The following is a 25,257-nucleotide window of genomic DNA, read 5'->3' on the forward strand; positions in this document are numbered from 1 at the left end:
CGCCTTGCGATCGCACGCACCAGAAGCCCCCGACCCCGCCCTCCGGGCGGACGACGCTACTTTCGAAACACGCCCTAGTCTGAACGGATGCCTGAATCCGTCACCTTTCTTGCCGAGGGACCGCGGTTCGGCATCCGCCCCATCACCCATGAGGACGGAGCGGAGTTCACCGCGCTGGCCCGGCAGAGCAAGGAACTTCACCGGCCCTGGCTCTTGCCGCCGGACGGTGCCGAGGCATACGCGGCGTACGCCACCCGCCTCATCGACGAACCGGCCAGGGCCGGGTTCCTCGTGTGCGAGAGGGCCGACGGGCGGATCGCGGGTTTCATCAACATCAACAACATCGTCGAAGGCGCCTTCCAGTGCGGAGCACTGGGGTACGGCGCCTTCGCGCATGCCGCCGGCCGCGGTCTGATGACCGAGGGCCTCGGCCTGGTCATCCGCCATGCCTTCGGGCCGATGGGCCTGCACCGGCTGGAGGCCAACATCCAGCCGGCGAATCAGGCGTCCATCGCCCTCGTTCGTCGCGCCGGCTTTCGTCTCGAAGGGTTCTCGCCCGACTTCCTCCACATCGACGGAGCCTGGCGCGACCACGAGCGCTGGGCGATCACCGCCGAGATGATCCCTTGTAGTTGATCTTCATCGTGTCCATGTCGGTCACCGAGGACCGCAGACCGCGCCAGCCGTGGCCGAGGGCCCGGAGTGCTGTCTCCGCCTTGTCCTCGGCGATCGCGCCGGCCATCTCCTCGCCTTCCGCGGCGTCCGAGACCACGGTGAAGCGGTAGCTGAAGTGCTTCAGCGCCCGGTCGTAGTGCAAGGACCCCTCGGGCGTGAACCGCATCTGTGCCAGGCCGTGCTCCTCGACCTCCGCGAGCAGCCGGGCGCGTGACCCGTCCGTCAGCCCGTCCCACGTCCCGCGCACGATGACCCGGTAGGTGTGCTGCGTATCCATGCCGATTTCCGTCCTCTGCCGTGGAAGCGCCATTGAACGATCAAGCGTACGGCGGCGACGATGGAGCGCCCGCGGAATTTCGACCCCGACGGGACGGCCGGCGCACTCCCGGCCGACCTCGTCGTGGCCGTCGTCGCTCAGCCCTGACCCGGAGGTACGCACATGGCCACGACCGTGCGAAGGTCCTTACTGACCCTGCCTGCCGCCCCGCTGGGGCCGGAGAATCCGCTGCCCGCGCTGACCGCACTCGACGAGACCCACACCGTCGACGAACCCACCCGCGCGGGGCTGCCCCGCGACATGGCCCGGCAGATCGGGTACGAGCCGCTGCGCACCGTGCTGCCGGTGCGTTTCCTCGACGGATACGGGCGGGAGCGCCGTCCGGCGGACCTCGACGCGCTCGTCGTCGAGAACGACCATCTGCGTGTCACGGTCCTGCCCGGTCTCGGCGGACGCGTCCACTCCCTCTTCCACAAGCCGACCGGACGCGAACTCGTCTACCGCAACCCGGTGTTCCAGCCCGCCGACTTCGCCCTCAACGGCGCCTGGTTCTCCGGTGGCATCGAGTGGAACATCGGCGCCACCGGTCACACCACCCTCTCCTGTGCCCCGGTTCACGCCGCCTGCGTGCCCGCACCCGACGGCGGCCCGATGCTGCGGCTCTGGGAGTGGGAGCGCCTGCGCGACCTGCCCTTCCAGGTGGATCTGTGGCTGCCGGATGACTCCGACTTCCTCTACGTCGGTGTACGGATACGCAATCCGCACGAGCACCCCGCGCCGGTCTACTGGTGGTCCAACATCGCCGTCCCCGAGGACGAGCGCACCCGGATCCTCGCCCCGGCCGACGAGGCCTGGCACTTCGGGTACGAGCGGACCCTGCGCCGGGTGCCCGTGCCCGACCACGACGGCGCCGACCGTACGTACCCACTGCGCAGCCGGTACCCGGCCGACTACTTCTACGAGGTGCCGCAGGACGCTCGCAAGTGGATCGCCTCGCTCGACGCGGCCGGTCGGGGGCTTGTCCAGACCTCGACCGATCTGCTGCGCGGCCGAAAGCTCTTCGTCTGGGGCTCCGGACGCGGCGGCCGCCGCTGGCAGCGCTGGCTGACCGAACCGGGCACACCCGGATACGCCGAGATCCAGGCCGGTCTCGCCCGCACCCAGCTGGAGCATGTGCGCCTCGAAGCGGGCGAGGAGTTCGCCTGGCTGGAGGCGTACGGACCGCTCGACGCCGACCCGTCACTCGTGCACGGCACGGACTGGGCCGCCGCCCGTGCCGAGGCCGGGTCCCGTCTCGAAGCCGCACTGCCCCGGGCGCGGCTCGATGCCGCATACGAGGCCTGGCGGCCGCACGCCGACACCGAGCCGGCCGAGACCCTCGCCGTCGGGTCCGGCTGGGGCGCGCTGGAGGTACTGCGCGGCGGCCACAAGCTGCCGGGCACGCCCTTCACCGAGTCCACGCTCGGCGAACAACAGGCGCCCTGGCGGGAGTTGCTGCGATCCGGCTGCCTGCCCACCCAGCCGGACTCGGCCCCGCCCGGACCCACGCTCGTCGCGCGGCACTGGCGCGACATGCTCGAGACCGCTCCGGCCGATCCGCTCACCGAGTACCACCTGGGGGTCGCCCAGTGGCACGAGGGCGACCGGTCCCAGGCGGCGCGCAGCTGGGAGCGCGGCCTGGCGGCCCTGGACCGGGTCGCGCGGGGGCGGCCGGCCGGGCTCTCGGCGCGCTGGCCGCTGCTGCGCTGTCTTGCCGTGGCCGACCGTGAGTCCGCCCACCTCCCCCGTGCCGCCGACCGCTATGCCGAGGCCTTCGACACGCTCTGCCGCGCAGTGTCGCCGTCCGACGAGGAGCCGGCATTCGCCGCTCTGGGGCGCGAGACCGTCGAGTGTCTGCTCGCGGCCGGACGTCACGCCGAGGCCCGTTCCGTGCTGGAGCGGCTGCCCGCAGGCGTCCGCGCGCGTGGACGCTTTCGCCTCCTGGAGGCCGGACTGCTGCTGGCCGAGGGCGACCCGGCGGCAGCCCGTGCCGTGTTCGACGCCGGATTCGAGGTGGCGGACCTGCGCGAGGGCGCGGAGATCCTGGGCGAGGTGTGGTCCATGCTCACGGACGAACCACTGCCCGACGCCTATGACTACCGGATGCGCCCGCAGCAGCGGTCACGCCCGGCCCCGGGGTCTGCCCCACGGGCCGGGCAAGGCGGAATACGTACCGGTCACTGTCCCGCGTAGACACCCGCCGCGAACATCGCGAGATCGTGCTCGGACAGGTGCTGGGCCAGGTCGGCCTCGCTGATCATGCCGACCAGCCTCTTGTTCTCGATCACCGGCAGCCGCCGGATCTGGTGGGACCGCATCTCGTCGAGGACCTCGCTCACGTCCGCGCCCGAATCGATCCAGCGCGGGGTTCCTTCGCACAGCTCGGCGCAGGTCACTCTGGACGGGTCCTTGCCGAGGGCGACGCACTTGAGGACGATGTCGCGGTCGGTGATGATGCCGCAGAGACGCTCGGTCTCGTCACTGACCGGCAGGGCGCCCACATGGAGCCGGAGCATCAGCTGGGCGGCCCGGTCCAGGGTTTCCGACCTCGGGATCCACTGGGCTCCCGGGTGCATGATCTCTCCAGCCGTGGTCATGATGTACCTCCTGACTGACTAGCCCTCCATCCATCGTGTGCGCGTTCGGCGCAACCCGCGACTGCTGGGTTGCGCCGCGCACGGACGCGGCAGAGGATCTCGCCGTGCGGGACCATGAACCAGGCGTCGTCCTGACGGCCCCACTTCCGCCATGCCTCCGCGACGGCGGACAGCCGCTCCGGAGTGGTGTGACCGCCGGACACCGCCAGCTGCGCGTAGACGGAGCTCGTCGTACGGTCCGCCCACAGGCCGCTCCACCAGCCCCGCTCCTCGGGGGCGGCGAAACACCAGGTGGCGGCGGTGGCCCTGATGTCGGTGAAACCCGCCTTACGGGCCCAGGACAGCAGCCGCCGTCCGGCGTCCGGTTCGCCGCCGTTGCCGCGAGCCACCCGGCCGTACAGCTCCCGCCATTCGTTCATGACCGGCAGTTCGGGGAACCAGGCCATCGCGGCGTAGTCGCTGTCGCGCGCCGCGACGATCCCGCCCGGCCGGCACACCCGCCGCATCTCGCGCAGCGCCTGCACCGGGTCGCCCACGTGCTGCAGCACCTGGTGGGCGTGGACGATGTCGAAGGAGTCGTCGGGGAAGGCCAGCGCGTGGACATCGGCGACGGCGAACTCGACGTTGTCCAGCCCGCGCTCGCCGGCGACAGCGCGCGCCTGGTCCAGTACGTCCGCGGCCGCGTCGACGGCGGTCACCTTCCCGGGAGCCACCAGATCGGCCAGATCGGCCGTGATGGTGCCGGGGCCGCAGCCGACGTCCAGCACGTCCAGTCCGGGCCGCAGTTCGCCGAGGAGGTACGCCGCGGAGTTGGCGGCGGTGCGCCAGCGGTGCGAGCGCAGCACGGACTCATGGTGTCCGTGGGTGTAGACGGCGGTCTCCTTCGGCATGGCCGAACTCCTTCTTTTTTGGCTCGATTTCCCCCCGGACTTCGTCCGGGGGACCCCCACGGGGATGCTCAAGGCTGTGTCGACGGTCGACCACGCGGCGGAGCCGCATATCGATGCAGCCTCGGGCCCCTCCTTCGTCGGGACCCTGCGCGCTCCCCCAGCTGACCTCCCCCGGCTACCTCCCCCAGCTACCGCTGGGGGTGCCCCCAGGGGACCCCCAGAGGCGCCCCCTCCCTTTCACAGTGCCGATATGCGCCTCCGGCGCGTGGAGCCGCACCCCCTTCGGCTCACTCGCCGGGTGGACAGCGGCATCCCAGGCGTACCCGACACCTCCGGGGACGCTCAAGGTTGTGTCGACGGCGCGTGGCGCCGCGCCCCTTCGGCTCAGTCGCCAGGTTCTCCAGGACTGTTGCGGTGAAGCGGTCCGGCAACAGTACGCCGCGATGTCGCATAATGAGACCCCCCGTCTCGCCATGCGGACGTCAGCGGCTGCCGCCCGGGCAGTACACGGTCAGGGCTTCCGCCGCCTTGTCGACGGTCAACTCACCACTGATGGAGGTGACTTCACCGTCGTACGCCAGCAACGTCCCAGGCGCGAGCCCGGACACCCGCAGCCTCAACAGCCGGGCCGCCGCATGCACGGGGGAACGGGTCAGCGGCCCGGCCAGTGCCGCGACAAGCAGCCGCAGGCCCGGCGCCCGGCCGCCGTGCACCACTCGGACGTCCAGCTGCCCGTCGGCGAGGTCGTGCCGGCGGGTCGGTGCGGCCGTGCTGCGCTGGTACAGGCAGTTCCCGGCGAACAGCAGCCATACGGCCCGGCGCCGCCCGTGCACACATGCCTCCAACGGCCGCTCCTCGCGCAGCACCTCCAGGGCGGCGAGCACTCCGGCGAGCCAGTCGCCGACGCGGGGCGCCCAATGCTCACGGATGCGGACCAGCTCGGGGTACGCACCCAAACCGAGCGTGTTGAGGAAGTAGCCGTGCCCGTCGCTAGACGGACCCGGAGTGAACCGGCCCAGGTCCACCCGGACCGCGTCGCCCGCGGCGAGCGCGCGGCAGGTGTCCTGGGCGTCTTCGACGCCCAGGTCGTAAGCGAAGTGATTCAGCGTTCCGCCGGGGAACACGGCCAGCGGCACCCCGTGCCGCGCCGCCACCGCGGCGGCACCGTTGACGGTGCCGTCCCCGCCGCACACCCCGAGCACCCGGCACCCCTGGACGGCCTCCTCCAGGGCGGCCGTCAGTCCCTCGGGATCGCACTCGACGATCTCGGCCAGCGGCAGCGCGTCCCGTACCAGGTCCGCCGCGGCGCGTGCCGAGGCCGCCGCCCGGTTGACCACGACCGCCAGACCCCGCCCCCCGGGCAGGGCGGGGGCGTCCAGGTGCGGCCGCCCGGGCACCGGCAGCGCGGCCCGCGTCGGTACGAGCAGCCGTACTGCCAACGCCACGCCGGCACCGAGCGCCGCACCGACCAGTACATCGCTCGGATAGTGCGCCCCGGTGTACACCCGGGACGCGGCCACCGCCGCAGCGACCGGTGCCACCACCGCGCCCAGCACGGGCGATTCCAGGGCGACCCCGGTGGCGAATGCCGCGGCCGAGGCGGAGTGCCCCGAGGGGAAGGACGTGGTGATGGGCTGCCGCTTCAGCTGCCGGATCACCGGCACCGCGTCGAGGACCGGCCGGGCACGCCGCACCGAACGCTTGCCCACCGTGTTGATCGCCGCGGAGGCCACGGCCAGCGAGGCGACGCCCCGCGCCGCGGCCCGCCGCGCCCGGGCCGACCCGGAGCAGGCCATCGCGGCGGCCGCGACGAACCACAGCACCCCGTGGTTCGCGCTGCGGCTCAGCCGTGGCAGCAGTGGATCGGCCCCCGGCCAGTGCCGGCCGGCGACGCCCAGGAAGATCGCACGGTCCTTCGCGACCAGCCATTCCGCGCGCGCGGCGGGCACACCCAGCGCCCTGAGCACAGCCTCCTCGTCCCTAGGTCCTGTCCGGCCGATCATGCCGGGCTCGCGCCGTCTGGCACCGCACCTCGCTGCGTTGTCGTCGGTCGCCGATGCTCCGCATGGACTCCCTCCTCCGCCTTGCGATGCACGGCACCAGTCGCCGCTCCCTGATCCGGCCTGATCGACCGGACAGGACCTGGGCAGCCCGCTTTTCATGAACGCATGCCTACCCGCCCGGCACGGGCCCGTACGGGTGAACAGTGAGTCGCGCCCCGGCCCGGGCGAGGGGAGAGTGACAGGCATGGCAGCCATCGATCAGAACACACTCCTCGAACGTCTGCGCGCTTCACTCGATCTCTTCGGTGGATACGTCCACGCCGTCCGCCCCGATCAGTGGGGCGCGCCCACGCCCTGCGCCGAATGGTCGGTGCGCGATCTGGTCAACCACCTCACCGGGGAACAGCTGTGGGTGGTCCCCCTCGTGGGAGAAGGACGCACCATCGCGGACGTCGGCGACGCCTTCGACGGCGATGTGCTCGGCGACGACCCCGCCGCCGCCTGGGACGCGGCTGCCCGCGGCGCGCGGGACGCGTTCTCGGCCCCCGGCGCGCTGGACCGCACCGTGCGGCTGTCGTACGGGCCGAGCCCGGCCGTCGGCTACTGCTCGCAGATGGCCGCGGACGCGATCGTGCACAGCTGGGACCTCGCGCGAGCCATCGGCGCCGACGACCGGCTCCCGGCGGAACTCGTCGACTTCGCCGAGCGCGAGTACGCCCCGTACGTGGCGGACCTGGCCAAGAGCGGGGTGTTCGGCCCCCCGGTCGAACCCCCGCCCGGGGCCGACGCCCAGACCAGGCTGCTCTCCGTCCTCGGCCGGCGCGTCTAGTGCCCCTCCCGGCAAACGTTTGCCCCGTCGCGACGTCCGACACGCACGCTCGCTGCGTTGGCCGAAAACCCAGGTAACGCTGCTCCGAGGTCTTCGGCCGCCTTGCGATCGCACGCACCGGACGCCGCTCCTTGCCGGGCAGACGTTGCCGGTCGCGGCACTAGAACGGCCCGCCGGGCTCGCGGGACACCGCGCGTGTCACGTCCGCGACCGTGCTGTACCTGCCGTCCGCCGGCAGCCGGGCCTCCACCTGCTCCACCAGCCGGTCGGGGGCGTGCCGTTCGCGCAGTGTGCGCACCACGTCATTGCTGCGCGCGGGGAAGGGGGTACGCCCCAGATGCCTGCCCAGCTCGGAGCGCAACTGTTCGAACGCACCGCTGCCGGCACCACGCGGTGGCGCCGAACGGTTCGCCGGTTCCGGGTCATCGTCTGCGGGGGGCTCCGGGTCGTACCACTCCGCGTCCCTGGTGGGATGGCCGGCGTGCAGCAGAGCCTGCAGTTCGTGCTTTCTCGCTTCGTCCTTGTAGCGGCTGAGCCGGTCGCTGCCTCGTTGCATGGCTGCCTCCGGAATGTCCGGGAAGGGACTGTCCTCCCAGCGTAAGTGTGCTGCTGTTGCTCTTGACGCTCTCTTCCCACCTTCCACATTCTGTTGTCCGAGGAGTCGTGCCATGACGATGTCGCCCGCACGTACGCAGGAGCTCCGGGCCCACCCCTGGCTCCGCGCTCCGGTCCGGCGTGACCTGCTGAGAATGCTCGCCTCCGTACCGCCGGACCCCGACCTGGCCGGCGCCTCCCTGTCCGTCGCCGCACAACCCGGCATCGTCAAGCCGCTGCCGACCGAGCTCTTCACCGTCCGCGGCACCAACGCCGAGACCAACTTCCACGCTCTGCGCGGCACCGGGCCGATCACCCCCGTCGACCGCTTCTTCGTCCGCAATCACACCTCCACGCCGCGGATCGACGAGAGGACCTGGAAGCTGACGATCTGGGGCGACGGCCTGAGCGGCGGTCCCGTCGACTTCGGCTACGACGAACTGCGTGCCCTGCCGTCCACGACGCGGACCGTCGTCCTGGAGTGCGCCGGCAACGGCCGAAGCCACTACACGAGCCAGCAGGGCGACCGGGTCACCGGCACCCCCTGGACGCTCGGCGCGATCGGCGCCGCCGCATGGCGCGGGGTGCCGCTGGCCGAGGTCCTGCGACGTGCCGGGATCACACGCGACGCCGTCGACGTCATGCCGCGGGGACTCGACGACGAATGGATGTGCGGAGGGGTGAATTTCGGCCGAGTACGCCGGCCGATGCCGGTGGCCAAGGCCCTGGACGACGTCCTGCTCGCGTATGAGATGAACGGCGAGCCCCTTCCTTACGACCACGGCTTCCCGGTACGCGTGATCGTCCCCTCCTGGGCCGGCATCGCCTCCGTCAAATGGGTCGGCGACATCCAGGTCGGCGTGGAACCGCTGCACTCGCCATGGAACACGGAGTACTACCGCCTCTTCGGGCCGGCGTATCCGCCGGAGGGCGGGCCCGTCGTGAACCGGCAGACCATCAAGAGCGCCTTCGAGCTCCCCTTCGGCGCCACGCTGGGCGCGGACCGGAGCCACCGCCTCACCGGCCGCGCCTGGTCCGCGGCCGCGCCGGTGCGCGGGGTCGACATCAGCACGGACGGGGGCACCCACTGGCGCCCCGCGCAGCTGCACGACACGCCGCGGCGCGACGGCTGGGTCCGCTGGTCGGCCGACTGGCGGCCGCCCCGCCCGGGCCCGGCGGTCCTTATGGCCCGCGCCACGGACGAGGCGGGCAACACGCAGCCTCTGCGCTCGGTGCCGAACACGCAGGGCTACCTCTTCGACGCGGTGGTGCGCCACCCGGTGACGATCACCTGACGCGCCGGTCGACCTGGACGGAGACCGGCACAACCGGAGCGCCCCGGGACTGAAAATCGCGGAGCACCGGAAATCTTCGTATAAAGGGCTCAATGGGTCTCGTCTCCCGGAGGTGGCGGCATGCGGCGGACGGTTCCGGAGGGGCACGGGCCGGTCCGGTATGGGCCGCACGCGCCCGGGCCGGGGCTGCCCGTGCTGCCGGAGCTCGCCGGCGTGCTGGCCGCCGCGGCGGGGCGTACCGAGCCCGAGCCGCCCGGCGGCGGCCGGACACTGCGGGAGGCGGCGTGCGGCTACTGGGAGCGCCGCGGCCTGCACGGTGACGCCGACCGCATCGCGGCCGCCCCCGGCGTGCAGCCGCTGCTGTGCGCGCTGCTCGGCGCGCACGGCGGGGACGTGCTGATGCCCCGGCCCTGCCCCGCCTGGTGGACCCCGCAGGCCCGGCTGCTCGGCGTGCCCGCCTACCACGTGCCGACCCCGGCGGAGTGCGGCGGCGTACCGGACCCGTACGCCTTGCTGGAGACGATCCGGCGGGTACGGGCCGAGGGCGGCACCCCGCGGCTGCTGCTGCTCTCCGTCGCCGACGATCCGACGGCCACCGTCGCCCCGCCGGAGGTGGTGCGGGAGGCCTGTGAGGCCGCTGTGACGGAGGGGCTGCACATCGTCAGCGACGAGACCTGGCGGGACACGCTGCACAGCCCGCACGACACGGTGCTGCTCAGTCCGGCGGAGATGTGGCCCGACGACGTGACGGTGCTGGCGGACCTGGCCGGGGGACTGACGCCCGAAGGGTGGCCGTGCGCGGTCGCGCGGTTCCCGGCCACGGTGGAGGGCGTGGCCCGGCGGGCCAGGACACTGGACATTCTGACCGCGTTGGGGGCCGTGGTGGCGGGCCCGGTCGCGGCGGCGGCGGCCCACGCGCTCGGCGAGCCGCAGCCGGTCGTGGCCCGGACCCGGCAGGCGGCCGTGCTGTACGCGCGCGTGGCGGCCGCGGCGTATCGCGCGGTGCTCGCCTCGGGTGTGCTGGCCCGCCCTCCCCAGGCGGGCCGTCATCTGTACGCCGACCTCGGTGAGCTGCGCGAGCGCCTCGCCGAGCGAGGTGTCAACGATTCGATGGAACTGGAGGAGCATCTCAGTGCACGTCTGGGCGCGTCGGCCCCCGGCGGACACCGGTTCGGCGACGAGCTGGGCGCGCTGCGTGTGCGGCTCGCGACCGGACCGCTGCTCGGCTCAACCGAACAACAGCGACTGGAGTCTCTGAACGCGGTGGATCCGCTGGAACTGCCTCATGTGGCCGAGGCATTGAGGAATTTCGGGTCGGTCTTCGACGAACTGCACCGAAGGGAGCCCCCGTGATGACGGATCAGGCGGAACGAACCGGGCGCCCCCCGTCCGTCGAGGTGGCGCCGCGCCCGCTCGGCGAGTACCGGATCTGGCCCAGGTCCTTCCGGGACCGCCTCACCGCCCCGCTGCCGGGCATGCGCTCTCTGGTCAGGCTGGCCCGTGAAGGCGCGGTGCGTCCCGATGCCGAGGGACTGCGTGACGTACCGAGGCTGCCCTTCCGGTCCGGCCCGGTGCCGACGGTGGACGCCTCCACCGTAGCCGTCACCTGGGCGGGGCACGCGAGCTGGGTGGTGCGCATCGGCGGGCTCACCGTGCTCACCGATCCCGTCTGGTCCCGCCGGATCCTCGGTATCCCGGCCAGGATCACCCCGGTGGGGGTGCCCTGGGAGAGCCTGCCGCCGGTGGACGCCGTGGTGATCAGCCACAACCACTACGACCATCTGGACTCCCCCACGCTGAAGAGGCTGCCGCGGGACACTGCGCTGTTCGTCCCGGCAGGGCTGGCCCGCTGGTGCAGGCGCCGCAGCTTCACGAACGTCACCGAGCTGGACTGGTGGGAGAGCGCCGAACTGCGTGGTCTGCGCTTCGGTTTCGTACCGTCCCACCACTGGTCCAGGCGCTCCCTTCTCGACACCTGCCGCTCGCTGTGGGGTGGCTGGGTGCTCACCGGCACGGACGGGCAGCGGGTGTATTTCGCCGGGGACAGCGGCTACGGCCACCGGTTCAAGGAGATCGGGCGCCGACACCCGGGGATCGGGCTGGCGCTGCTGCCGATCGGGGCGTACGCACCGCGCTGGTGGCTGGGCGATGTGCACATGGAACCCGAGGAGGCCGTGCGGGCCTTCCGGGACCTGGGCGCGCGGAACATGGCGCCGATGCACTGGGGGGCGTTTCTGCTGTCCGCGGAGCCGGTGCTGGAGCCGCTCATCCGGGTGCGAGCCGCCTGGGAGGAGGAAGGCCTGGCACGCGAACGGCTGTGGGACCTCCCGGTCGGCGGGTCCCGGGTGCTCGAGGACGTTCCTAGCCGTGACGCAGCCGGCGCCACACCGTCGGGGTGGCGCTGATGAGGAGCGTCAGCGCCACCGCCGCGACCACGCCCTGCCAGGGCTTGCTGAAGAGCGAGCCGCCCAGGATGCCGATCAGCCCGTATGTCGCGGCCCATGCCACACAGGCCGGCGCGTCCCCGCGTACGAACCGTCGCAGCGGCATCGAGCCGAGCAGGCAGGCCAGCATCACGGGTATGCGGCCGGCCGGGATCAGCCGGGAGACCACCAGCACCGGCACCTCGTGCTCGCGCAGCTTGCGCTGTGCCTGCGCCAGCCGGTCGGGTGCGACACCCTCGCGCAGTGACTTCAGCCGGCGCGAGCCGGTCCTGGACCGCATTCCGCGCCGGCCGAGCCCGTACAGGCTGATGTCCCCGAGGAAGGCGGCCAGTGCGGCCACCGCGAAGACCATCGCCGGCGCGAACGGCGCGGTCTGATGGAAGGCCACCACCGCGGCCGAGCTGACCAGCGCCCCCGTCGGCACCACGGGCACCAGCGACCCCAGGACCACGAGCAGGAAGAGGGAGGGATAGCCCACGGCGGTCTGAGTGGATTCCGGTGGCACCTGCCCCAGGAGCTCGGGAATCAACGGCTGACCTCCGGCCGGACGCTCTCGCCGTGTCCCAGCCGGTGCACCGCCACCTGGGGTGCCAGCCGTGCCGCCTTCCGTTCGAACTCGTCGCCGGGGGAGTGGAACTCGTGCGGCCGGACCGCGTCCATTCCGATCGGCCAGTAGGTGCCGTAGTGCACCGGTACGGCGGCCCGTGGCGCCAGCCGGGCCAGCGCCTGGGCCGCCCGTCCCGCGTCGAGGTGTCCGTGGCCGAGGTACGGGCCCCAGCCGCCGACCGGCAGGAGCGCGAGGTCGACCGGACCCACCGCCTCGGCCATCTCGTCGAACAGCCCGGTGTCCCCGGCGAAGTACGTCCGCGCCTCACCGCTGATCACATAGCCGAGCGCGGGTGAGCGATGCGGCCCCACGGGCAGCCGCCGCCCGTCGTGCAGCGCGGGCACGGCACGCACCCGCAGCCCCTCGATCTTCATGTCGTCGCCCGGTGCCACTTCGGTGATCCGCAGACCGAGTTCCGCGGCCAGACGCCGCAGCCCCGGCACGGCCCGGCCGGCGCCGTGGGGCACGACCAGCAGAGTGCCCGGTCCCAGCCGCGCCAGCGACGGCAGATGCAGATGGTCGGAGTGCAGATGGGAGACCAGCACGACCTCGGCGACGGCGGCCTCGGGCGGCGGCAGTTCGCCGCGCCGGCGCCGCAGATGGGCCAGCCTGCGGGCGAACAGAGGGTCGGTCAGTACACGCACCCCGGAGTCCTCGACCGTGCAGGTGGCATGACCCCACCAGGTGACCTCCACCGGCACCGCCGCCTCCTCGTTCCGTTTCCCTGGACCACCCAATCGTGCGACGGATGCCCGGCCGGCGACCAGCCCGACCCTCCGGCCGCCCACGGTTGCCACGCTGTGCCACGCTGGGAGGCGTGGTCGGAGAGCGGTGGCGCAAGGCCGGCAGGGCAGCGGTGAGGGTCGTCGTGGTGTGGGCGGTGTCCACGCTGACGCTGTTGGTGCTTGCTGCGATCCTGCCAGACTTCCGGCTCACGTCCGAGAGCGGGAACAGCCTCACCGACATCGCGCTCACCGCGGCCTGGGGCGCGGCCGCCTTCGGTCTGCTGAGCGCTCTGGTCTGGCCGATCGTGGTACGGGCGTTCCTGCTGGTGCCCGCGCTGGTACTGGGCCTGCTGGTGTTCTTCCTCAACGGCTCACTGCTGCTGATCGCGCTCAGTCTGATCCCGTCCGGCGGTGGTGAGGCCCAGCCGGAGACCGCGGTGGTGGTCGCCGCCGCGATGTCCGCCGTGGCGTCCGCGACCTCCACGGCGCTCGCCGTCCGCGACGACGACGCGTACCGGCGCAGGCTCTCCAGGCTCGCGGTGCGCCGCCGTGGGGGCGAGCCCGCCCCGGAGACCCCCGGCACGGTCTTCCTCCAGCTCGACGGGGTCGGCCACGACGTACTGCGGTATGCCGTCGACTCCGGGCTGATGCCGACCGTCGCCGGCTGGCTGGGCGGTGAGCAGCCGACGCACCGGCTCACTCCCTGGCGCACCGACTGGTCCAGCCAGACCGGTGCCAGCCAGCTCGGCATCCTGCACGGCTCGAACCATGACGTTCCGGCGTTCCGCTGGTACGAGAAGGACGCCGGCAGGCTGATGGTCTGCAACCGGCCGGCCGGCGCCGCGGAACTCCAGCGCCGGGCCGTCGAGCGCACCGGCCACGACGGGCTGCTCACCCTCGACGGCGCCGGCCGCGGCAATCTCTTCAGCGGAGGCGCCGAACAGGTGGCCCTGGTGTTGTCCGTCGCCGCGCGCCGGGGGAAGAACAACCGCTCCCGGGCCGGCTACTTCGCCTACTTCTCCGACGCGGCCAACGCGGTGCGTACCGCCGTCTCCTTCGTCGACGAAGTGTGCCGGGAGATCACCCAGTCGACCCGCGCACGGATGCGCAAGGTGACGCCGCGGGTCAAGCGCGGCGGTCTGTATCCCCTCATCCGCGCGTTCGCGACCGTCGTGGAGCGGGACGTGGTCGTCGCCGCGGTGATGGGGGACGTCCTGGCGGGCCGTACCGCCGTCTTCGCCGATCTTGTCGCGTACGACGAAGTGGCACACCACTCCGGGCCGCGCAGCCGGGACGCGGAACAGGTGCTCGCACGGCTCGACCGGTCGATCGCCCTGATCGCCAAAGCCGCCGCGCACGCCCCGCGCCCGTACCGGATCGTGCTGCTCTCCGATCATGGACAGAGCCCGGGGGAGACGTTCCAGGGCGCCTACGGAGTGACACTCAAGGACCTGGTGAGGGCCGGCTGCCGGTTGCCCCGGGCGCGCCGTGCCGAGCGCCCCGTGCGCGGCGCGGAGGCCAGGGACGCGGCGAAGATCGCCCTGCACGTACCCGTCGGGGACGGTGACGGGGAGCGTCCCGGGCGTCGTTCGGAGCCGGTCGTCCTGGCCTCGGGGAACCTGGGGCTGGTCTCCTTCCCCGATGTGCCGGGACGGATGACCCGCGAGCAGATCGAACGCCGTCACCCCGCGTTGCTGAGCACCCTCGCCGAGCACCCGGGCATCGGCTTCCTCCTCGTGCAGAGCGAGGAGCACGGTGCGCTGGTACTCGGCGCGGACGGGGCGGAAGTGCGGCTGGACGAGGAGAGCGACGAGGCCACGGAGGCCGCGCGGCCGCTCGCCGTCTTCGGGCGGGGGGCCGCCGCCGCGGTGCGGCGCACCGACGGCTTCCCCCATGTCGCCGACATCATGGTCAACTCCGCCTACGACCCGGCCACCGGCCGGGTGCACGCCTTCGAGGAGCAGATCGGTTCGCATGGCGGGCTGGGCGGGGAGCAGTCGCGCCCCTTCCTTCTGTCACCGCTCGAGTTCTCCCCGCCGCTGGCGGACGGCCGTGAGCTGGTGGGCGCGGAACAGGTCCACGAGGTGCTGCGGCGCTGGCTGGGGGAGTGCGAGGGTCCGCAGGTGCCGGTGGAGATTTCGCGGCCGGAAGGCACTTCCGGAGCAGGTATTCCGATTATCGAACACTCCTGGCAGGATGATTCCTCGTGATTTGGTGCGACGAAATCCGTACCTCACCATGTTCCGGACGTACGGAGAAAGGCGCATTGAACTGTGGCGAAGCAGGACGAAGAGAGCAGACACGCCCGCCGTTTCGGGCTTCCGGTCGCGACCGCTCTGGTCATGGGCAACATCATCGGCGGCGGGATCTTCCTTCTCCCGGCGTCCGTCGCGCCCTTCGGCACGATCAGCCTGCTCGCCTTCGGCGTGCTGACCGTGGGCGCCATCGCGCTGGCCCTGGTCTTCGGCCGGCTCGCGAAGCGGCTCCCGCACACCGGTGGCCCGTATGTCTACGCACGCGCGGCCTTCGGTGACTTCGCGGGCTTCCTGGCCGCCTGGTCCTACTGGATCACCGCCTGGGTGTCGAACGCGGCGCTCGCCGTGGCCGCGGTCGGCTACCTCGACGTCCTGATACCCCTGCACGACAACAAGGCCGTGACGCTGGCCGCAGCCCTGATCATCCAGTGGCTCCCGGCGCTCGCCAACTTCGCGGGCACCCGCTATGTCGGCGCGGTCCAGCTCGTCGCGACCGTGCTGAAGTTCGCGCCGCTGCTGCTGGTCGCGGTGGGCGGTCTCTTCTTCTTCGACGCGGACAACCTCGGTCCGTTCCAGGCGTCCGACCAGTCGGCGATCGGCGCGGTCTCCGCCTCCGCGGCGATTCTGCTCTTCAGCTACCTGGGCGTGGAGTCGGCCGCGGTGAGCGCGGGCGAGGTGCGCGATCCCGCGCGCAATGTCGGCCGGGCCACCGTCCTCGGCACCATCGGCGCCGCGGTCGTCTATCTGCTCGGCACGCTCGCGGTGTTCGGCACCGTTCCGCACGACAAGCTCGTCGATTCCGGAGCCCCCTTCACGGACGCGGTGAACGCCATGTTCGGCGGCACGTGGGGCGGCTCCCTCGTCGCCTGCGCCGCGTTGATCTCCATGCTCGGAGCGCTCAACGGCTGGACCCTGCTGAGCGCCCAGACGCCCTATGCGGCGGCCCGGGACGGACTGTTCCCTGCCGTGTTCGCACGGAAGCGGCGAGGCGTTCCGACGGTGGGTGTCGCCGTCACCGTGGTTCTCGCCTCGCTGCTGACCGTCTACAACTACACGGCCGGCTCGAAGGGCGTCTTCGAGGCCCTGGTCCTGATCACCACCTTCACCGCGACCGTTCCGTATCTGCTGGCCACCGCGGCCCAGATCTACTTCCTGGCCTCCGGCCGCTCCGAACTGGTCAGCCGCGCCCGGCTGGCGCGCGACGGAGTGCTGGCCGTGCTCGCCTTCGGCTTCTCCATGTGGCTGGTCGCAGGCTCCGGCTATGCGGCGGTCTACCAGGGTGTGCTGTTCCTGTTCGCGGGTGTGCTGGTGTACGCGTTCATGGCCGCGCGGCGCAAGGCTCGCCAAGCGGAGGCGGAGGCGGAGGCGGCGCTCGCCGAGCCTGTGAGTGCCTGAGGACAACCTTCCACTCCCCTCAGCAGTCTGAACGCGTGAAGCGGCGGAGGGGAGAAGCACGTTCCATGCGTGACCATCGGAGAAGAACGACCCTGGTGATGGCGGGCGTTGTGGCGCTCGCCGCACTTGTTGGCGGCTGCACCACGGCCGGGGCCGACACCAGGGGGTACAAGCTGGCTCCGCCGCGGTCGGTCGGCGAATACGAGAAGCGGTCGGGGGACTTCCGCTATGTGGGGAAAATAGACTGTGCGGGCCAGCCCTCCGACGCCGACTGCTACCAGGGCGCGACCGAAGTGATCGGCATCGGCATCTCACCGCGGGACGCCAACCGCATTGTCAGGAACGCGTCCGGCACGGGCGCCTACTACCGGTCGGGACCGCCGGAGGGCGCGGCCGACACCAAGTGGCTGGCGTTCAGAGGGCTCCAGGGCGACATCCCCGAGCCGGACCAGGCGGTCGACCGCTTCTTCCGGTCCATCGCGAAGCGTGAGCAGGTACCGTTCCGGGGAATCAAGCTTGTCCGTGGCACAGTAGAGGACTTCGGCATCGGCGGCTACGACGGTGCGGTGATGCGGTGCCGGAAGGCCAAGGGCACCTACAACGGAGCACCGGAGGCGGTCTGCGTCTGGGCTGACCACAGCACCGTGGCCGCCGTCAATGCCCCTCTGTCCATGTCGGAGCTTGCGGACCTCACCAGGCAGCTCTACAAGACCTCGCGCAAGAAGAAGTGATCACGCCGGGCTGAGGATCACCGACCGGCTCAGATGGCGCGGACGGTCCGGGTCGAGCCTGCGTGCCTCGGCGATGGCGAGGGCGAGGCGCTGGATCCGTACCAGCTCCGCCAGCGGGTCGAGACCGCCGGTCACCCAGAGACCGCCGGTCGAGTGCACCTCCTCCTCCAGTCCGGGCGGGGAGGCGCCCAGCATCCAGGTCGCCGTGCCCTTGGTGGTGATGGAGATCGGGCCGTGCCGGTACTCCATGGCGGGGTAGGCCTCGGTCCACGCCAGTGAGGCCTCGCGCATCTTGAGTGCGCCCTCGCTGGCCAGGCCCACCGTCCAGCCCCGGCCGAGGAAGGTGAACTGGGAACAGGTCACCAGCCCCTCGGGCAGCGGCTCCTCGAGGGCGACCTCGGCGTCCTCGACGACCGACTCACTGTGCAGACCCAGATGGGCGCGCAGCAGGGTGAGCGCGGTGGTCGCGAAACGGGTCTGCACGACCGACTTCTCGTCGGCGAAGTCGAGCACCACGACGTCGTCGGCCGCGGTCATCACCGGGGTCGACGGGTCCGCGGTGATCGCGGTCGTCCGGGCCGTACCGCGGGCCTGCGCGAGCAGCTGGAGCACCTCGGTCGTGGTGCCGGAGCGGGTGAGGGCCAGGATCCGGTCGTAACGGCGTCCGACGGGGAACTCCGAGGCCGCGAAGGCGTCCGACTCGCCCTGACCGGAGCTCTCCCGGAGCGCGGCGTAGGCCTGGGCCATGAACAGCGAGGTGCCGCAGCCGACCACGGCGATCCGTTCGCCGGGGAGCGGCAGGCCGCCCTGTCCGGTCGCGGCGAGCTCCGTCGCCCGTCGCCAGCACTCCGGCTGACTGGCCATCTCTGACGCTACATGAGTCATCCGCGCTCTCCACTCCTGTGAGGATGTTCAATCATGCATGCTAGGTGATGGTTTCGAGCAGTTTCAAGCATGCTCGTCGCGAGGTGCGATCCTGTTGGCCCGCAGTGGAGGGAGAGTTGCAGTGAACCGGTACGAGAGGCACAGCGCGTTGCTCAAACTGCTGGCCGAGCGGCGCCAGCTCGAGGTGGAGAGCGTGGCCGAGGAGCTGGACGTGTCGCCGGCGACGATCCGCCGGGACCTCGACCATCTCGCCGAGCAGCAGCTACTGACCCGTACCCGGGGCGGTGCGGTGGCACACACGGTCTCCTACGACCTCCCCCTGCGCTACAAATCGGTACGCCAGTCCTCGGAGAAGGAGCGCATCGCGCGCGCCGCGGCAGCGATGGTGCGCCGGGGCATGGTGGTGGGGCTCAACGGGGGCACCACCGCCACCGAGGTCGCCCGCGCACTGGCCACCCGGCCGGACTGGCCGGAGAAGGCCGACGAGCCGCTCCTGACCATCGTCACCAACGCACTGAACATCGCCAACGAGCTTGCGGTCCGCCCCCAGGTGAAGGTCGTGGCCACCGGCGGGGTCGCCATGCCGCTCTCCTTCGAGCTGGTCGGCCCACTGGCCGGCCTCATCCTGCGCGAGGTCAGCCTCGACATCGCGTTCCTCGGTGTGGACGCGGTGGACGCCGAGAACGGCGCCAGCGCCCACAACGAGCACGAGGCCAACATCAACGCCCTGCTCGCCGCCCGCGCTCGCAGGCTCGTGGTGGTGGCGGACAGCTCCAAGCTCGGCGGCCACGCCTTCACGCGCATCTGCGAGACGTCGGCCATCGACACGCTGATCACGGACTCGGGTGCGCCCGACGAGGTCAGGAAGTTCGAGGAGCGCGGGGTGACGGTCGTCCAGGCGTGAGCGAGCTCGCTGCACGGTGTTGTCTGTAAATGCAAAATTAAGCGCGTTTACAAGCGTGACTGGACGAGAAGCCGCTCGGGATCACCGTGGAGCAGTACGACACCATCCTGCGCACCGCGTACGAGACCGGCACCCGGCTGTACGTCGGGCACAACATGCGTCACACGGGTGTCGTACGGCTGATGCTTCAGCCCCGACTACTTCCGCAACTACGCCGTCATCGGTACCGAGGGCCGGCTGGAGAACTTCGGCAACCGCCCCGGCGACGAGGTGCGGGTCTGGAACACCGGCCCCACCGACTACCGTCCCGGCGCCGACGCCGTCCTCGAGGTCCCCGAGGCCGAGGGCTCGCACGGCGGCGCGGACGGACGGATCATCGAGGAGTTCCGCCGGTTCGCCCGGGTGTGCGGCCCCACCGACACCTCACCGGTCGCCGCCCGAATGAGTGCCGCCGCCGGTGTCCTGGCGACCCGCTCACTGCGCGAGGGCGGTGTGCCGTACGACGTGACGCCGCCGGATCCGGCGCTGGTCGCGTACTTCGAGGGCGGCCGGCGGAGGGTGGCCAGAGGGGCGTGAAGGACAGCTGAGGCCGAGGTTAAGAAAACCTCGATGGACCGGGAGGCCGGAGTGCGGCAGATTTCTTCCGGAATCCCCTCCTCACCCGCCCGCCTGCCGTGATCCGGTGCGCACGGGCGCCTCACCCTGTACAGGAGCCGCCGCAATGAAGGCCCTCGTGAAGCACAAGGCAGAGCCTGGACTCTGGCTGACAGACGTCCCGGAGCCGGAGATCGGCCCCGGGGACGTACTGATCAAGGTGCTCCGCACCGGCATCTGCGGCACCGACCTCCACATCCGCAAGTGGGACGGCTGGGCACAGCAGACCATCAAGACTCCGCTGGTGCTGGGTCATGAGTTCGTCGGTGAGGTCGTGGAGATCGGTGCCGCCGTCAAGGACGTGAAGGTCGGCGACCGGGTCAGCGGCGAGGGCCACCTGGTGTGCGGAAAGTGCCGCAACTGCCTGGCCGGCCGCCGTCACCTGTGCCGTAACACCATCGGTCTGGGCGTCGGCCGGGACGGTGCGTTCGCCGAGTATGTGGCGCTGCCCGAGTCCAATGTGTGGGTGCACCGGGTCCCCGTGGACCTCGACATAGCGGCGATCTTCGACCCGTTCGGCAACGCCGTGCACACCGCGCTGTCCTTCCCGCTCGTCGGTGAGGACGTGCTGATCACCGGGGCCGGTCCGATCGGCATCATGGCCGCGGCCGTCGCCCGGCACGCGGGTGCGCGCAATGTCGTGATCACCGATGTGAGCGAGGAGCGGCTGGAGCTCGCCCGCAAGGTCGGGGTCAGCCTCGCCCTGAACGTCGCCGAGACCACCATCGCGGACGGTCAGCGCGACCTCGGCCTGCGCGAGGGCTTCGACGTCGGCCTGGAGATGTCCGGCCGGCCCGAGGCGCTGCGCGACATGATCGCCAACATGACCAATGGCGGCAAGATCGCGATGCTGGGCCTGCCGTCCGACGAGTTCGCCGTCGACTGGTCCCGGATCGTCACCTCCATGATCACGATCAAGGGCATCTACGGCCGGGAGATGTTCGAGACCTGGTACTCCATGTCGGTCCTGCTGGAGGGCGGCCTCGACCTCGCCCCCGTCATCACCGGCCGCTACCCGCACCAGGAGTTCGACGCGGCCTTCGACGAGGCGGCGGGCGGCCGCGGCGGCAAGGTCATTCTCGACTGGACCGTCTGATCACGCCTGCGGCGAGGCTCCCCGACCCCTGCCGAATCAGGGGCTCTGCCCCCTGGGTGCCGATTCCGGGGCGTCGCTGCAGGCCTCGGGACCGCCCTTCGGGTGATGTCCTCAATCGCCGGACGGGCTCGATTTTCCCAGCCCGCCCGGGGCAGCTTCATGCCTGACTCGGGCAACGTTCAGCCAGTCCGGCGATCGAGGACCGGGTCCCGGACCCCCGCGCGGCGGAGCCGCACATCGATACAGCCGGAAAGGGGCGGGAAGATGCCCGCCCCCAGCAGCACTCGCCCGTACCGCATCCACCCCACGCCCCAGGAGATCCTCATGTTCGACTCCGTGCGCGACGACATCCGCGTCACCCTCGACGAGATCCGCGCCGCCGGCCTGCACAAGCCGGAGCGGGTCATCGGCACCCCGCAGAGCGCCACCGTCGGCGTCACCGCCGGCGGACGTCCCGGTGACGTCCTCAACTTCTGCGCCAACAACTACCTCGGCCTGGCCGACCACCCCGAGGTCGTCGCCGCGGGCAAGGAGGCCCTGGACCGCTGGGGCTACGGCATGGCCTCGGTCCGGTTCATCTGCGGCACCCAGGAGGTTCACAAGGAGCTGGAGCAGCGCCTTTCGGCCTTCCTCGGCCAGGAGGACACGATCCTGTACTCCTCCTGCTTCGACGCCAACGGCGGCGTCTTCGAGACCCTGCTCGGCGAGGAGGACGCGGTCATCTCCGACGCCCTCAACCACGCCAGCATCATCGACGGCATCCGCCTGTCCAAGGCCCGCCGCTACCGCTACGCCAACCGTGACCTGGCCGACCTGGAGGCCAAGCTCAAGGAGGCCTCCGACGCCCGCCGCCGTCTGATCGTCACCGACGGCGTGTTCTCTATGGACGGCTATGTCGCGCCGCTGGCCGAGATCTGCGACCTCGCCGACCGCTACGACGCGATGGTGATGGTCGACGACTCGCACGCCGTCGGCTTCGTCGGCCCCGGCGGTCGTGGCACGCCCGAGCTGCACGGCGTCATGGACCGTGTCGACATCATCACCGGCACCCTCGGCAAGGCCCTGGGCGGCGCCTCCGGCGGCTATGTCGCGGCCCGCGCCGAGATCGTCGCGCTGCTGCGCCAGCGGTCCCGTCCGTACCTCTTCTCGAACTCCCTCGCCCCGGTGATCGCGGCCGCCTCCCTCAAGGTCCTGGACCTGCTGGAGTCCGCCGGTGACCTGCGCGACCGTCTGAACGCCAACACCAAGCTGTTCCGTACGCGCATGACGGAGGAGGGCTTCGACATCCTCCCCGGCGACCACGCCATCGCCCCGGTGATGATCGGGGACGCGGCGGTGGCGGGCCGTATGGCCGAGGAGCTGCTGGAGCGCGGCGTGTACGTCATCGGCTTCTCGTACCCCGTCGTGCCGCAGGGCCAGGCCCGAATCCGGGTACAGCTGTCCGCCGCGCACTCCACCGAGGACGTCAACCGGGCAGTCGACGCATTTGTCGCAGCACGGGCGTCCTTGGCAGGATGACCGCATGATTGACGCGCGGCGGCTGCACATCTTCCGGGCGGTTGCCGACCACCGCACGGTCACGGCCGCGGCCGCCGCGCTCTATCTCACCCCGTCCGCCGTCTCGCAGCAGCTGGCCGCCCTGGAACAGGAGACCGGCCACCGCCTGCTGGAGCGCAGCGCCAGGGGCATGCGGCTGACCGCCGTGGGGGAGATCCTGCTGGGCCACGCCAACGAGGTACTGGCCCAGCTCGACCGCGCCGAGGCGGAACTCGCCGCATACAGCTCCGGGGCCGCCGGCCAGGTCACCGTGGCTTCCTTCGCCACTGGCATCGGCCAGGTGGTGGCACCGGCCATCGTCGAGCTCGCGTCCACGGCGGGCGGCATCCGGGTCCGGGTCCACGACGCAGAGGGCGACGAGAGCCTGCCGATGGTGCTGGACGGCCGGATCGACCTGGCCGTCGCGGTGGAGTACCGGGGCGCGCCCCGCGAGGACGATCTGCGGATCACCCGTGTGCCGCTGTACGCGGAGCCGTTCGACGCCGTGCTGCCCCTGGGCCACCGGCTCGCGGACGCCGGGCGGGTCTCCGTCGCCGAGCTGGCGAAGGACCCGTGGATCGGCCCGTACCCCGGCAATCCCTGCTACGACGTGGTGGTGCTGGCCTGCGAGTACGCCGGCTTCCAGCCCGTGATGGAGCACTCGTCCGACGACTTCCGTGCCGTGGTCGCGCTCGCGGGCGCCGACGCGGGCGTGGCGCTGGTGCCGCGCTCCGCGCTGCGTGGCATGAACCTCTCCGGTGTGGTGGTGCACCCCGTTGACGGCAACGTCCCCACGCGCAAGGTCTTCGCTGCGGTGCGTCGCGGCTCCGAGCAGCACCCGCTGCTGACACCGGTGCTGGAGGCCCTCCGGACGGCCGCTGCGCGGATCGGGCGCGATTCGGCATTCATGGCCTGACCTGCACCCCCAGCTACCGCTGGGGGTGCCCCCAGGGTGCCCACAGGGGTGCTCCCAGGCACGCACGCTCGCTGCGTTGGCCGAAAACCCGAGTAACGCTGCTCCGAGGACCTTCGGCCGCCTTGCGATCACACGCACCGGACGCCGCTCCTTGCCGGGCAAACGTTGCCGGTCCTAGTCCAGGTCCGCCTGCCAGAGGTCGGGGCCGAACACCTCGTACTGGATGTCCTGGGGCGTGACGCCCCGCTCGAGCAACCTGCTGCGCACACCTTGCATGAACGGCAGCGGGCCGCACAGGTAGTACAGGGCGCGGTCGGGCAGATCGACCGCTGCGGGGTTCATCAGTCCCTGGAAGACCCCGTTCAGCGGCTCCATGCTCTCCACGCCCTTCTCGTACCAGGCGTACAGCTCCGCCTGCCGCAACTCCAGGACGTCGCTCACGACCTGGCGGCGCAGGGGAAACGAGGGTTCGTCGAGATCGGCGTGGAGGAGTGTGATGTGCAGCCCGGACCCGGCCTTGGCGAGGTGCGAGAGCATCCCGGCCACCGGGGCGATCCCGATACCCGCGGTGGCGAACACCACTGGCCGTCCCGAGTCGTCGAGCACGACGTCGCCGTACGGCAGCGACAGTGTCAGGATGTCGCCCACGTCCACCGAGTCGTGCAGGAGCGTCGACATCTCCCCGTCGGGCTCGTCGCCGACGCCACGGACCCGCTTGACCGAGAACTGGCGGTGTTCCCCGTCGTCGGCCCGGGTCAGGCTGTACTGGCGCGGCTGGAGTACCCCGTCCGGCATCGTCATCCGCACAGTCACGTACTGGCCGGGCAGCGAGGTCTTGACCAGGCGGTGGTCGATCCGCTTGACCACGAAGGTCACCACGTCGTGGGTCTCCCGGATCTTCTTCTCGACCTTCCACTGCCGCCATACCGTCTCCGGTCTGACCCCACGCGCGCTGTAGAGGCCGCGTTCCTGGTTGATCAGAGCATTGGCCATCAGCCAGTAGACCTCGTCCCAGGCGGCGGCGACCTCTGGAGTGACCGCGTCGCCCAGGACGTCGGCGATCGACCACATCAGGTTGTCGTGGACGATCTGGTACTGATCGGGACGGATGCCGAGGGACGCGTGCTTGTGCGCGATCCGCGAGAGCAGGTGCTCGGGGATGTGCTCCGGTGATTCCACCAGTCCGCTCGCGAACGCCGCCACCGATCCGGCCAGCGCCCTCTGCTGATCTCCGTGGGCCTGGTTGCCGCGGTTGAAGACGCCGTTCAGGAGTTCCGGATGCTCGGCGAACATGTGCCTGTAGAAGCGCTGGGCGATTTCTCCGATGTGCTCGGCGACGACTGGCAGTGTTGCTGCAACGACAGGCCGAGAGGTGTCTGAGAGCATGGGAGGTTCCTCCAGCGAGGACGTGTGGATCCCGGCCGTGGGCCCTGAACCGCAGCGGTCACACGAGGGCATCGAAGCGGGCCGGCCGAAGCCCGGCAGCGGCTGGGCCGCAGCCGGACAGGTGCTGACGACTGATGGAGGGAGACCCTTGGCGGCGACGCGGCCGATCCGCGACGGGCGGCCGCCTGCCGGGAGGCGGCCTGATGCCGCGGCCAGGATTGGATTTGTCCCCCCAGGCTATGACGCGCACCAGGGCCGGGCGAGTCGGCCCAGGCCTGTGCGACTGACATTGATCGCACACACAGGGGGCGCACGCGATGGGCGAGATCTTCGGCATGTCCGAGACTCCGCTGGGCAATTCCCGGGTGGTTCCGACGCGCGGACCGCGACCTGCGACAACGAGGCCGTCGGCGCTGCCCTCGTAGCCGGTCTCTGCTGCTCAGCCGAATTGCGCAGCAGAATCGTCCGAGCCCCCAAAGCACTGAATCCAAGCTGCTGGCCTCGCGTGGCTCCCTCCCAGTCCA

At 71.2% G+C, this 25,257-nt stretch carries 22 protein-coding genes and 1 pseudogene; 14 read left to right on the plus strand and 9 right to left on the minus strand.

What is annotated here, in order from left to right; all coding sequences use genetic code 11:
• Positions 1 to 87 precede the first annotated feature (87 nt).
• Positions 88 to 636, plus strand: a complete 549-nt coding sequence (locus ABD858_RS27220) for a GNAT family N-acetyltransferase (protein WP_345042294.1) — start codon at positions 88 to 90, stop codon at positions 634 to 636.
• Here ABD858_RS27220 and ABD858_RS27225 read toward each other — a convergent pair.
• A complete protein-coding gene (locus tag ABD858_RS27225; RefSeq protein WP_345042297.1) occupies positions 608 to 952 on the minus strand; it encodes a DUF6204 family protein in 345 nt (114 codons plus the stop codon). The two genes, ABD858_RS27220 and ABD858_RS27225, sit on opposite strands and share 29 nt — an antisense overlap.
• A gap of 162 nt (positions 953 to 1,114) precedes the next feature.
• On the opposite strand from ABD858_RS27225, the gene ABD858_RS27230 reads away from it, so the two are divergent.
• The gene (locus ABD858_RS27230; RefSeq protein ID WP_345042298.1) at positions 1,115 to 3,184 is read left to right on the plus strand and encodes a DUF5107 domain-containing protein; all 2,070 of its coding nucleotides are present in this window, start codon (positions 1,115 to 1,117) and stop codon (positions 3,182 to 3,184) included.
• Here the strand turns inward: ABD858_RS27230 and ABD858_RS27235 are convergent.
• From ABD858_RS27235 to ABD858_RS27245, 3 genes and pseudogenes are all read right to left on the minus strand, one after another.
• On the minus strand, positions 3,169 to 3,588 hold the full coding sequence (locus tag ABD858_RS27235) for a CBS domain-containing protein (RefSeq protein WP_345042301.1): 420 nt from the start codon (positions 3,586 to 3,588) through the stop codon (positions 3,169 to 3,171). The two genes, ABD858_RS27230 and ABD858_RS27235, sit on opposite strands and share 16 nt — an antisense overlap.
• A gap of 83 nt (positions 3,589 to 3,671) precedes the next feature.
• A pseudogene (locus ABD858_RS27240) lies at positions 3,672 to 4,478 on the minus strand (class I SAM-dependent methyltransferase); the annotation flags it as partial.
• Between the two features lie 482 nt (positions 4,479 to 4,960).
• Positions 4,961 to 6,481, minus strand: a complete 1,521-nt coding sequence (locus ABD858_RS27245; protein ID WP_425586261.1) for a bifunctional phosphatase PAP2/diacylglycerol kinase family protein — start codon at positions 6,479 to 6,481, stop codon at positions 4,961 to 4,963.
• Positions 6,482 to 6,725: 244 nt separating this feature from the next.
• Between ABD858_RS27245 and ABD858_RS27250 the strand changes: the two genes are divergently transcribed.
• A complete protein-coding gene (locus ABD858_RS27250; protein WP_345042305.1) occupies positions 6,726 to 7,310 on the plus strand; it encodes a TIGR03086 family metal-binding protein in 585 nt (194 codons plus the stop codon).
• 160 nt (positions 7,311 to 7,470) lie between these two features.
• On the opposite strand, the gene ABD858_RS27255 is transcribed toward ABD858_RS27250, so the two are convergent.
• Positions 7,471 to 7,866 (minus strand): DUF2795 domain-containing protein, encoded by a 396-nt coding sequence (locus tag ABD858_RS27255; protein ID WP_345042308.1) that lies wholly within the window; start codon positions 7,864 to 7,866, stop codon positions 7,471 to 7,473.
• Positions 7,867 to 7,984: 118 nt separating this feature from the next.
• On the opposite strand from ABD858_RS27255, the gene ABD858_RS27260 reads away from it, so the two are divergent.
• From ABD858_RS27260 to ABD858_RS27270, 3 genes are all read left to right on the plus strand, one after another.
• Positions 7,985 to 9,199, plus strand: coding sequence for a sulfite oxidase (locus ABD858_RS27260; RefSeq protein WP_345044927.1), 1,215 nt, complete (start codon positions 7,985 to 7,987; stop codon positions 9,197 to 9,199).
• A gap of 120 nt (positions 9,200 to 9,319) precedes the next feature.
• Positions 9,320 to 10,552, plus strand: a complete 1,233-nt coding sequence (locus ABD858_RS27265) for an aminotransferase class I/II-fold pyridoxal phosphate-dependent enzyme (protein WP_345042310.1) — start codon at positions 9,320 to 9,322, stop codon at positions 10,550 to 10,552.
• A complete protein-coding gene (locus ABD858_RS27270; protein WP_345042312.1) occupies positions 10,552 to 11,604 on the plus strand; it encodes an MBL fold metallo-hydrolase in 1,053 nt (350 codons plus the stop codon). Before ABD858_RS27265 ends, ABD858_RS27270 begins: the two co-directional genes overlap by 1 nt.
• Here ABD858_RS27270 and ABD858_RS27275 read toward each other — a convergent pair.
• Positions 11,561 to 12,172 (minus strand): DedA family protein, encoded by a 612-nt coding sequence (locus ABD858_RS27275; RefSeq protein ID WP_345042314.1) that lies wholly within the window; start codon positions 12,170 to 12,172, stop codon positions 11,561 to 11,563. The two genes, ABD858_RS27270 and ABD858_RS27275, sit on opposite strands and share 44 nt — an antisense overlap.
• Positions 12,169 to 12,951 (minus strand): MBL fold metallo-hydrolase, encoded by a 783-nt coding sequence (locus tag ABD858_RS27280; protein WP_345042316.1) that lies wholly within the window; start codon positions 12,949 to 12,951, stop codon positions 12,169 to 12,171. Before ABD858_RS27280 ends, ABD858_RS27275 begins: the two co-directional genes overlap by 4 nt.
• Positions 12,952 to 13,058: 107 nt before the next feature.
• On the opposite strand from ABD858_RS27280, the gene ABD858_RS27285 reads away from it, so the two are divergent.
• The 3 genes from ABD858_RS27285 to ABD858_RS27295 all read left to right on the plus strand — a co-directional run bounded on the left by ABD858_RS27285 (position 13,059) and on the right by ABD858_RS27295 (position 17,356).
• Positions 13,059 to 15,185 (plus strand): phage holin family protein, encoded by a 2,127-nt coding sequence (locus tag ABD858_RS27285; protein WP_425586353.1) that lies wholly within the window; start codon positions 13,059 to 13,061, stop codon positions 15,183 to 15,185.
• 63 nt (positions 15,186 to 15,248) lie between these two features.
• Complete coding sequence (locus ABD858_RS27290; protein ID WP_345042320.1) at positions 15,249 to 16,625, plus strand: amino acid permease; 1,377 nt, start codon at positions 15,249 to 15,251, stop codon at positions 16,623 to 16,625.
• Between the two features lie 65 nt (positions 16,626 to 16,690).
• Entirely contained in the window at positions 16,691 to 17,356 is a 666-nt protein-coding gene (locus tag ABD858_RS27295) for a hypothetical protein (protein ID WP_345042322.1), read from the plus strand.
• On the opposite strand, the gene ABD858_RS27300 is transcribed toward ABD858_RS27295, so the two are convergent.
• Entirely contained in the window at positions 17,357 to 18,241 is an 885-nt protein-coding gene (locus tag ABD858_RS27300) for an SIS domain-containing protein (RefSeq protein WP_345042324.1), read from the minus strand. It abuts the gene before it with no gap.
• A gap of 121 nt (positions 18,242 to 18,362) precedes the next feature.
• Here ABD858_RS27300 and ABD858_RS27305 point away from each other — a divergent pair, with 121 nt between their 5' ends.
• From ABD858_RS27305 to ABD858_RS27325, 5 genes are all read left to right on the plus strand, one after another.
• The gene (locus ABD858_RS27305) at positions 18,363 to 19,145 is read left to right on the plus strand and encodes a DeoR/GlpR family DNA-binding transcription regulator (protein WP_345042327.1); all 783 of its coding nucleotides are present in this window, start codon (positions 18,363 to 18,365) and stop codon (positions 19,143 to 19,145) included.
• Positions 19,146 to 19,415: 270 nt separating this feature from the next.
• On the plus strand, positions 19,416 to 19,721 hold the full coding sequence (locus tag ABD858_RS36900) for a hypothetical protein (protein ID WP_425586262.1): 306 nt from the start codon (positions 19,416 to 19,418) through the stop codon (positions 19,719 to 19,721).
• Positions 19,722 to 19,866: 145 nt separating this feature from the next.
• Complete coding sequence (gene tdh / locus ABD858_RS27315; protein ID WP_345042329.1) at positions 19,867 to 20,895, plus strand: L-threonine 3-dehydrogenase; 1,029 nt, start codon at positions 19,867 to 19,869, stop codon at positions 20,893 to 20,895.
• A gap of 324 nt (positions 20,896 to 21,219) precedes the next feature.
• The gene (locus tag ABD858_RS27320) at positions 21,220 to 22,413 is read left to right on the plus strand and encodes a glycine C-acetyltransferase (protein ID WP_345044930.1); all 1,194 of its coding nucleotides are present in this window, start codon (positions 21,220 to 21,222) and stop codon (positions 22,411 to 22,413) included.
• Between the two features lie 4 nt (positions 22,414 to 22,417).
• Positions 22,418 to 23,347, plus strand: coding sequence for a LysR family transcriptional regulator (locus tag ABD858_RS27325; protein ID WP_345042332.1), 930 nt, complete (start codon positions 22,418 to 22,420; stop codon positions 23,345 to 23,347).
• Positions 23,348 to 23,521: 174 nt separating this feature from the next.
• Here the strand turns inward: ABD858_RS27325 and ABD858_RS27330 are convergent, their stop codons facing one another.
• A complete protein-coding gene (locus ABD858_RS27330; protein ID WP_345042334.1) occupies positions 23,522 to 24,733 on the minus strand; it encodes a globin domain-containing protein in 1,212 nt (403 codons plus the stop codon).
• Between the last annotated feature and the right edge of the window lie 524 nt (positions 24,734 to 25,257).

The organism is Streptomyces sannanensis (assembly GCF_039536205.1).
Taxonomy (GTDB): Bacteria; Actinomycetota; Actinomycetes; order Streptomycetales; family Streptomycetaceae; genus Streptomyces; species Streptomyces sannanensis.

Coding starts and splice junctions, on each gene's coding strand:
- ABD858_RS27245 (WP_425586261.1), bottom strand. CDS start 6,481: ATGATCGGCCGGACAGGACCTAGGGACGAGGAGGCTGTGCTCAGGGCG.
- ABD858_RS27250 (WP_345042305.1), top strand. CDS start 6,726: ATGGCAGCCATCGATCAGAACACACTCCTCGAACGTCTGCGCGCTTCA.
- ABD858_RS27220 (WP_345042294.1), top strand. CDS start 88: ATGCCTGAATCCGTCACCTTTCTTGCCGAGGGACCGCGGTTCGGCATC.
- tdh (WP_345042329.1), top strand. CDS start 19,867: ATGAAGGCCCTCGTGAAGCACAAGGCAGAGCCTGGACTCTGGCTGACA.
- ABD858_RS27295 (WP_345042322.1), top strand. CDS start 16,691: ATGCGTGACCATCGGAGAAGAACGACCCTGGTGATGGCGGGCGTTGTG.
- ABD858_RS27300 (WP_345042324.1), bottom strand. CDS start 18,241: ATGACTCATGTAGCGTCAGAGATGGCCAGTCAGCCGGAGTGCTGGCGA.
- ABD858_RS27330 (WP_345042334.1), bottom strand. CDS start 24,733: ATGCTCTCAGACACCTCTCGGCCTGTCGTTGCAGCAACACTGCCAGTC.
- ABD858_RS27235 (WP_345042301.1), bottom strand. CDS start 3,588: ATGACCACGGCTGGAGAGATCATGCACCCGGGAGCCCAGTGGATCCCG.
- ABD858_RS27230 (WP_345042298.1), top strand. CDS start 1,115: ATGGCCACGACCGTGCGAAGGTCCTTACTGACCCTGCCTGCCGCCCCG.
- ABD858_RS27270 (WP_345042312.1), top strand. CDS start 10,552: ATGACGGATCAGGCGGAACGAACCGGGCGCCCCCCGTCCGTCGAGGTG.
- ABD858_RS27255 (WP_345042308.1), bottom strand. CDS start 7,866: ATGCAACGAGGCAGCGACCGGCTCAGCCGCTACAAGGACGAAGCGAGA.
- ABD858_RS27325 (WP_345042332.1), top strand. CDS start 22,418: ATGATTGACGCGCGGCGGCTGCACATCTTCCGGGCGGTTGCCGACCAC.
- ABD858_RS27320 (WP_345044930.1), top strand. CDS start 21,220: ATGTTCGACTCCGTGCGCGACGACATCCGCGTCACCCTCGACGAGATC.
- ABD858_RS27260 (WP_345044927.1), top strand. CDS start 7,985: ATGTCGCCCGCACGTACGCAGGAGCTCCGGGCCCACCCCTGGCTCCGC.
- ABD858_RS27225 (WP_345042297.1), bottom strand. CDS start 952: ATGGATACGCAGCACACCTACCGGGTCATCGTGCGCGGGACGTGGGAC.
- ABD858_RS27265 (WP_345042310.1), top strand. CDS start 9,320: ATGCGGCGGACGGTTCCGGAGGGGCACGGGCCGGTCCGGTATGGGCCG.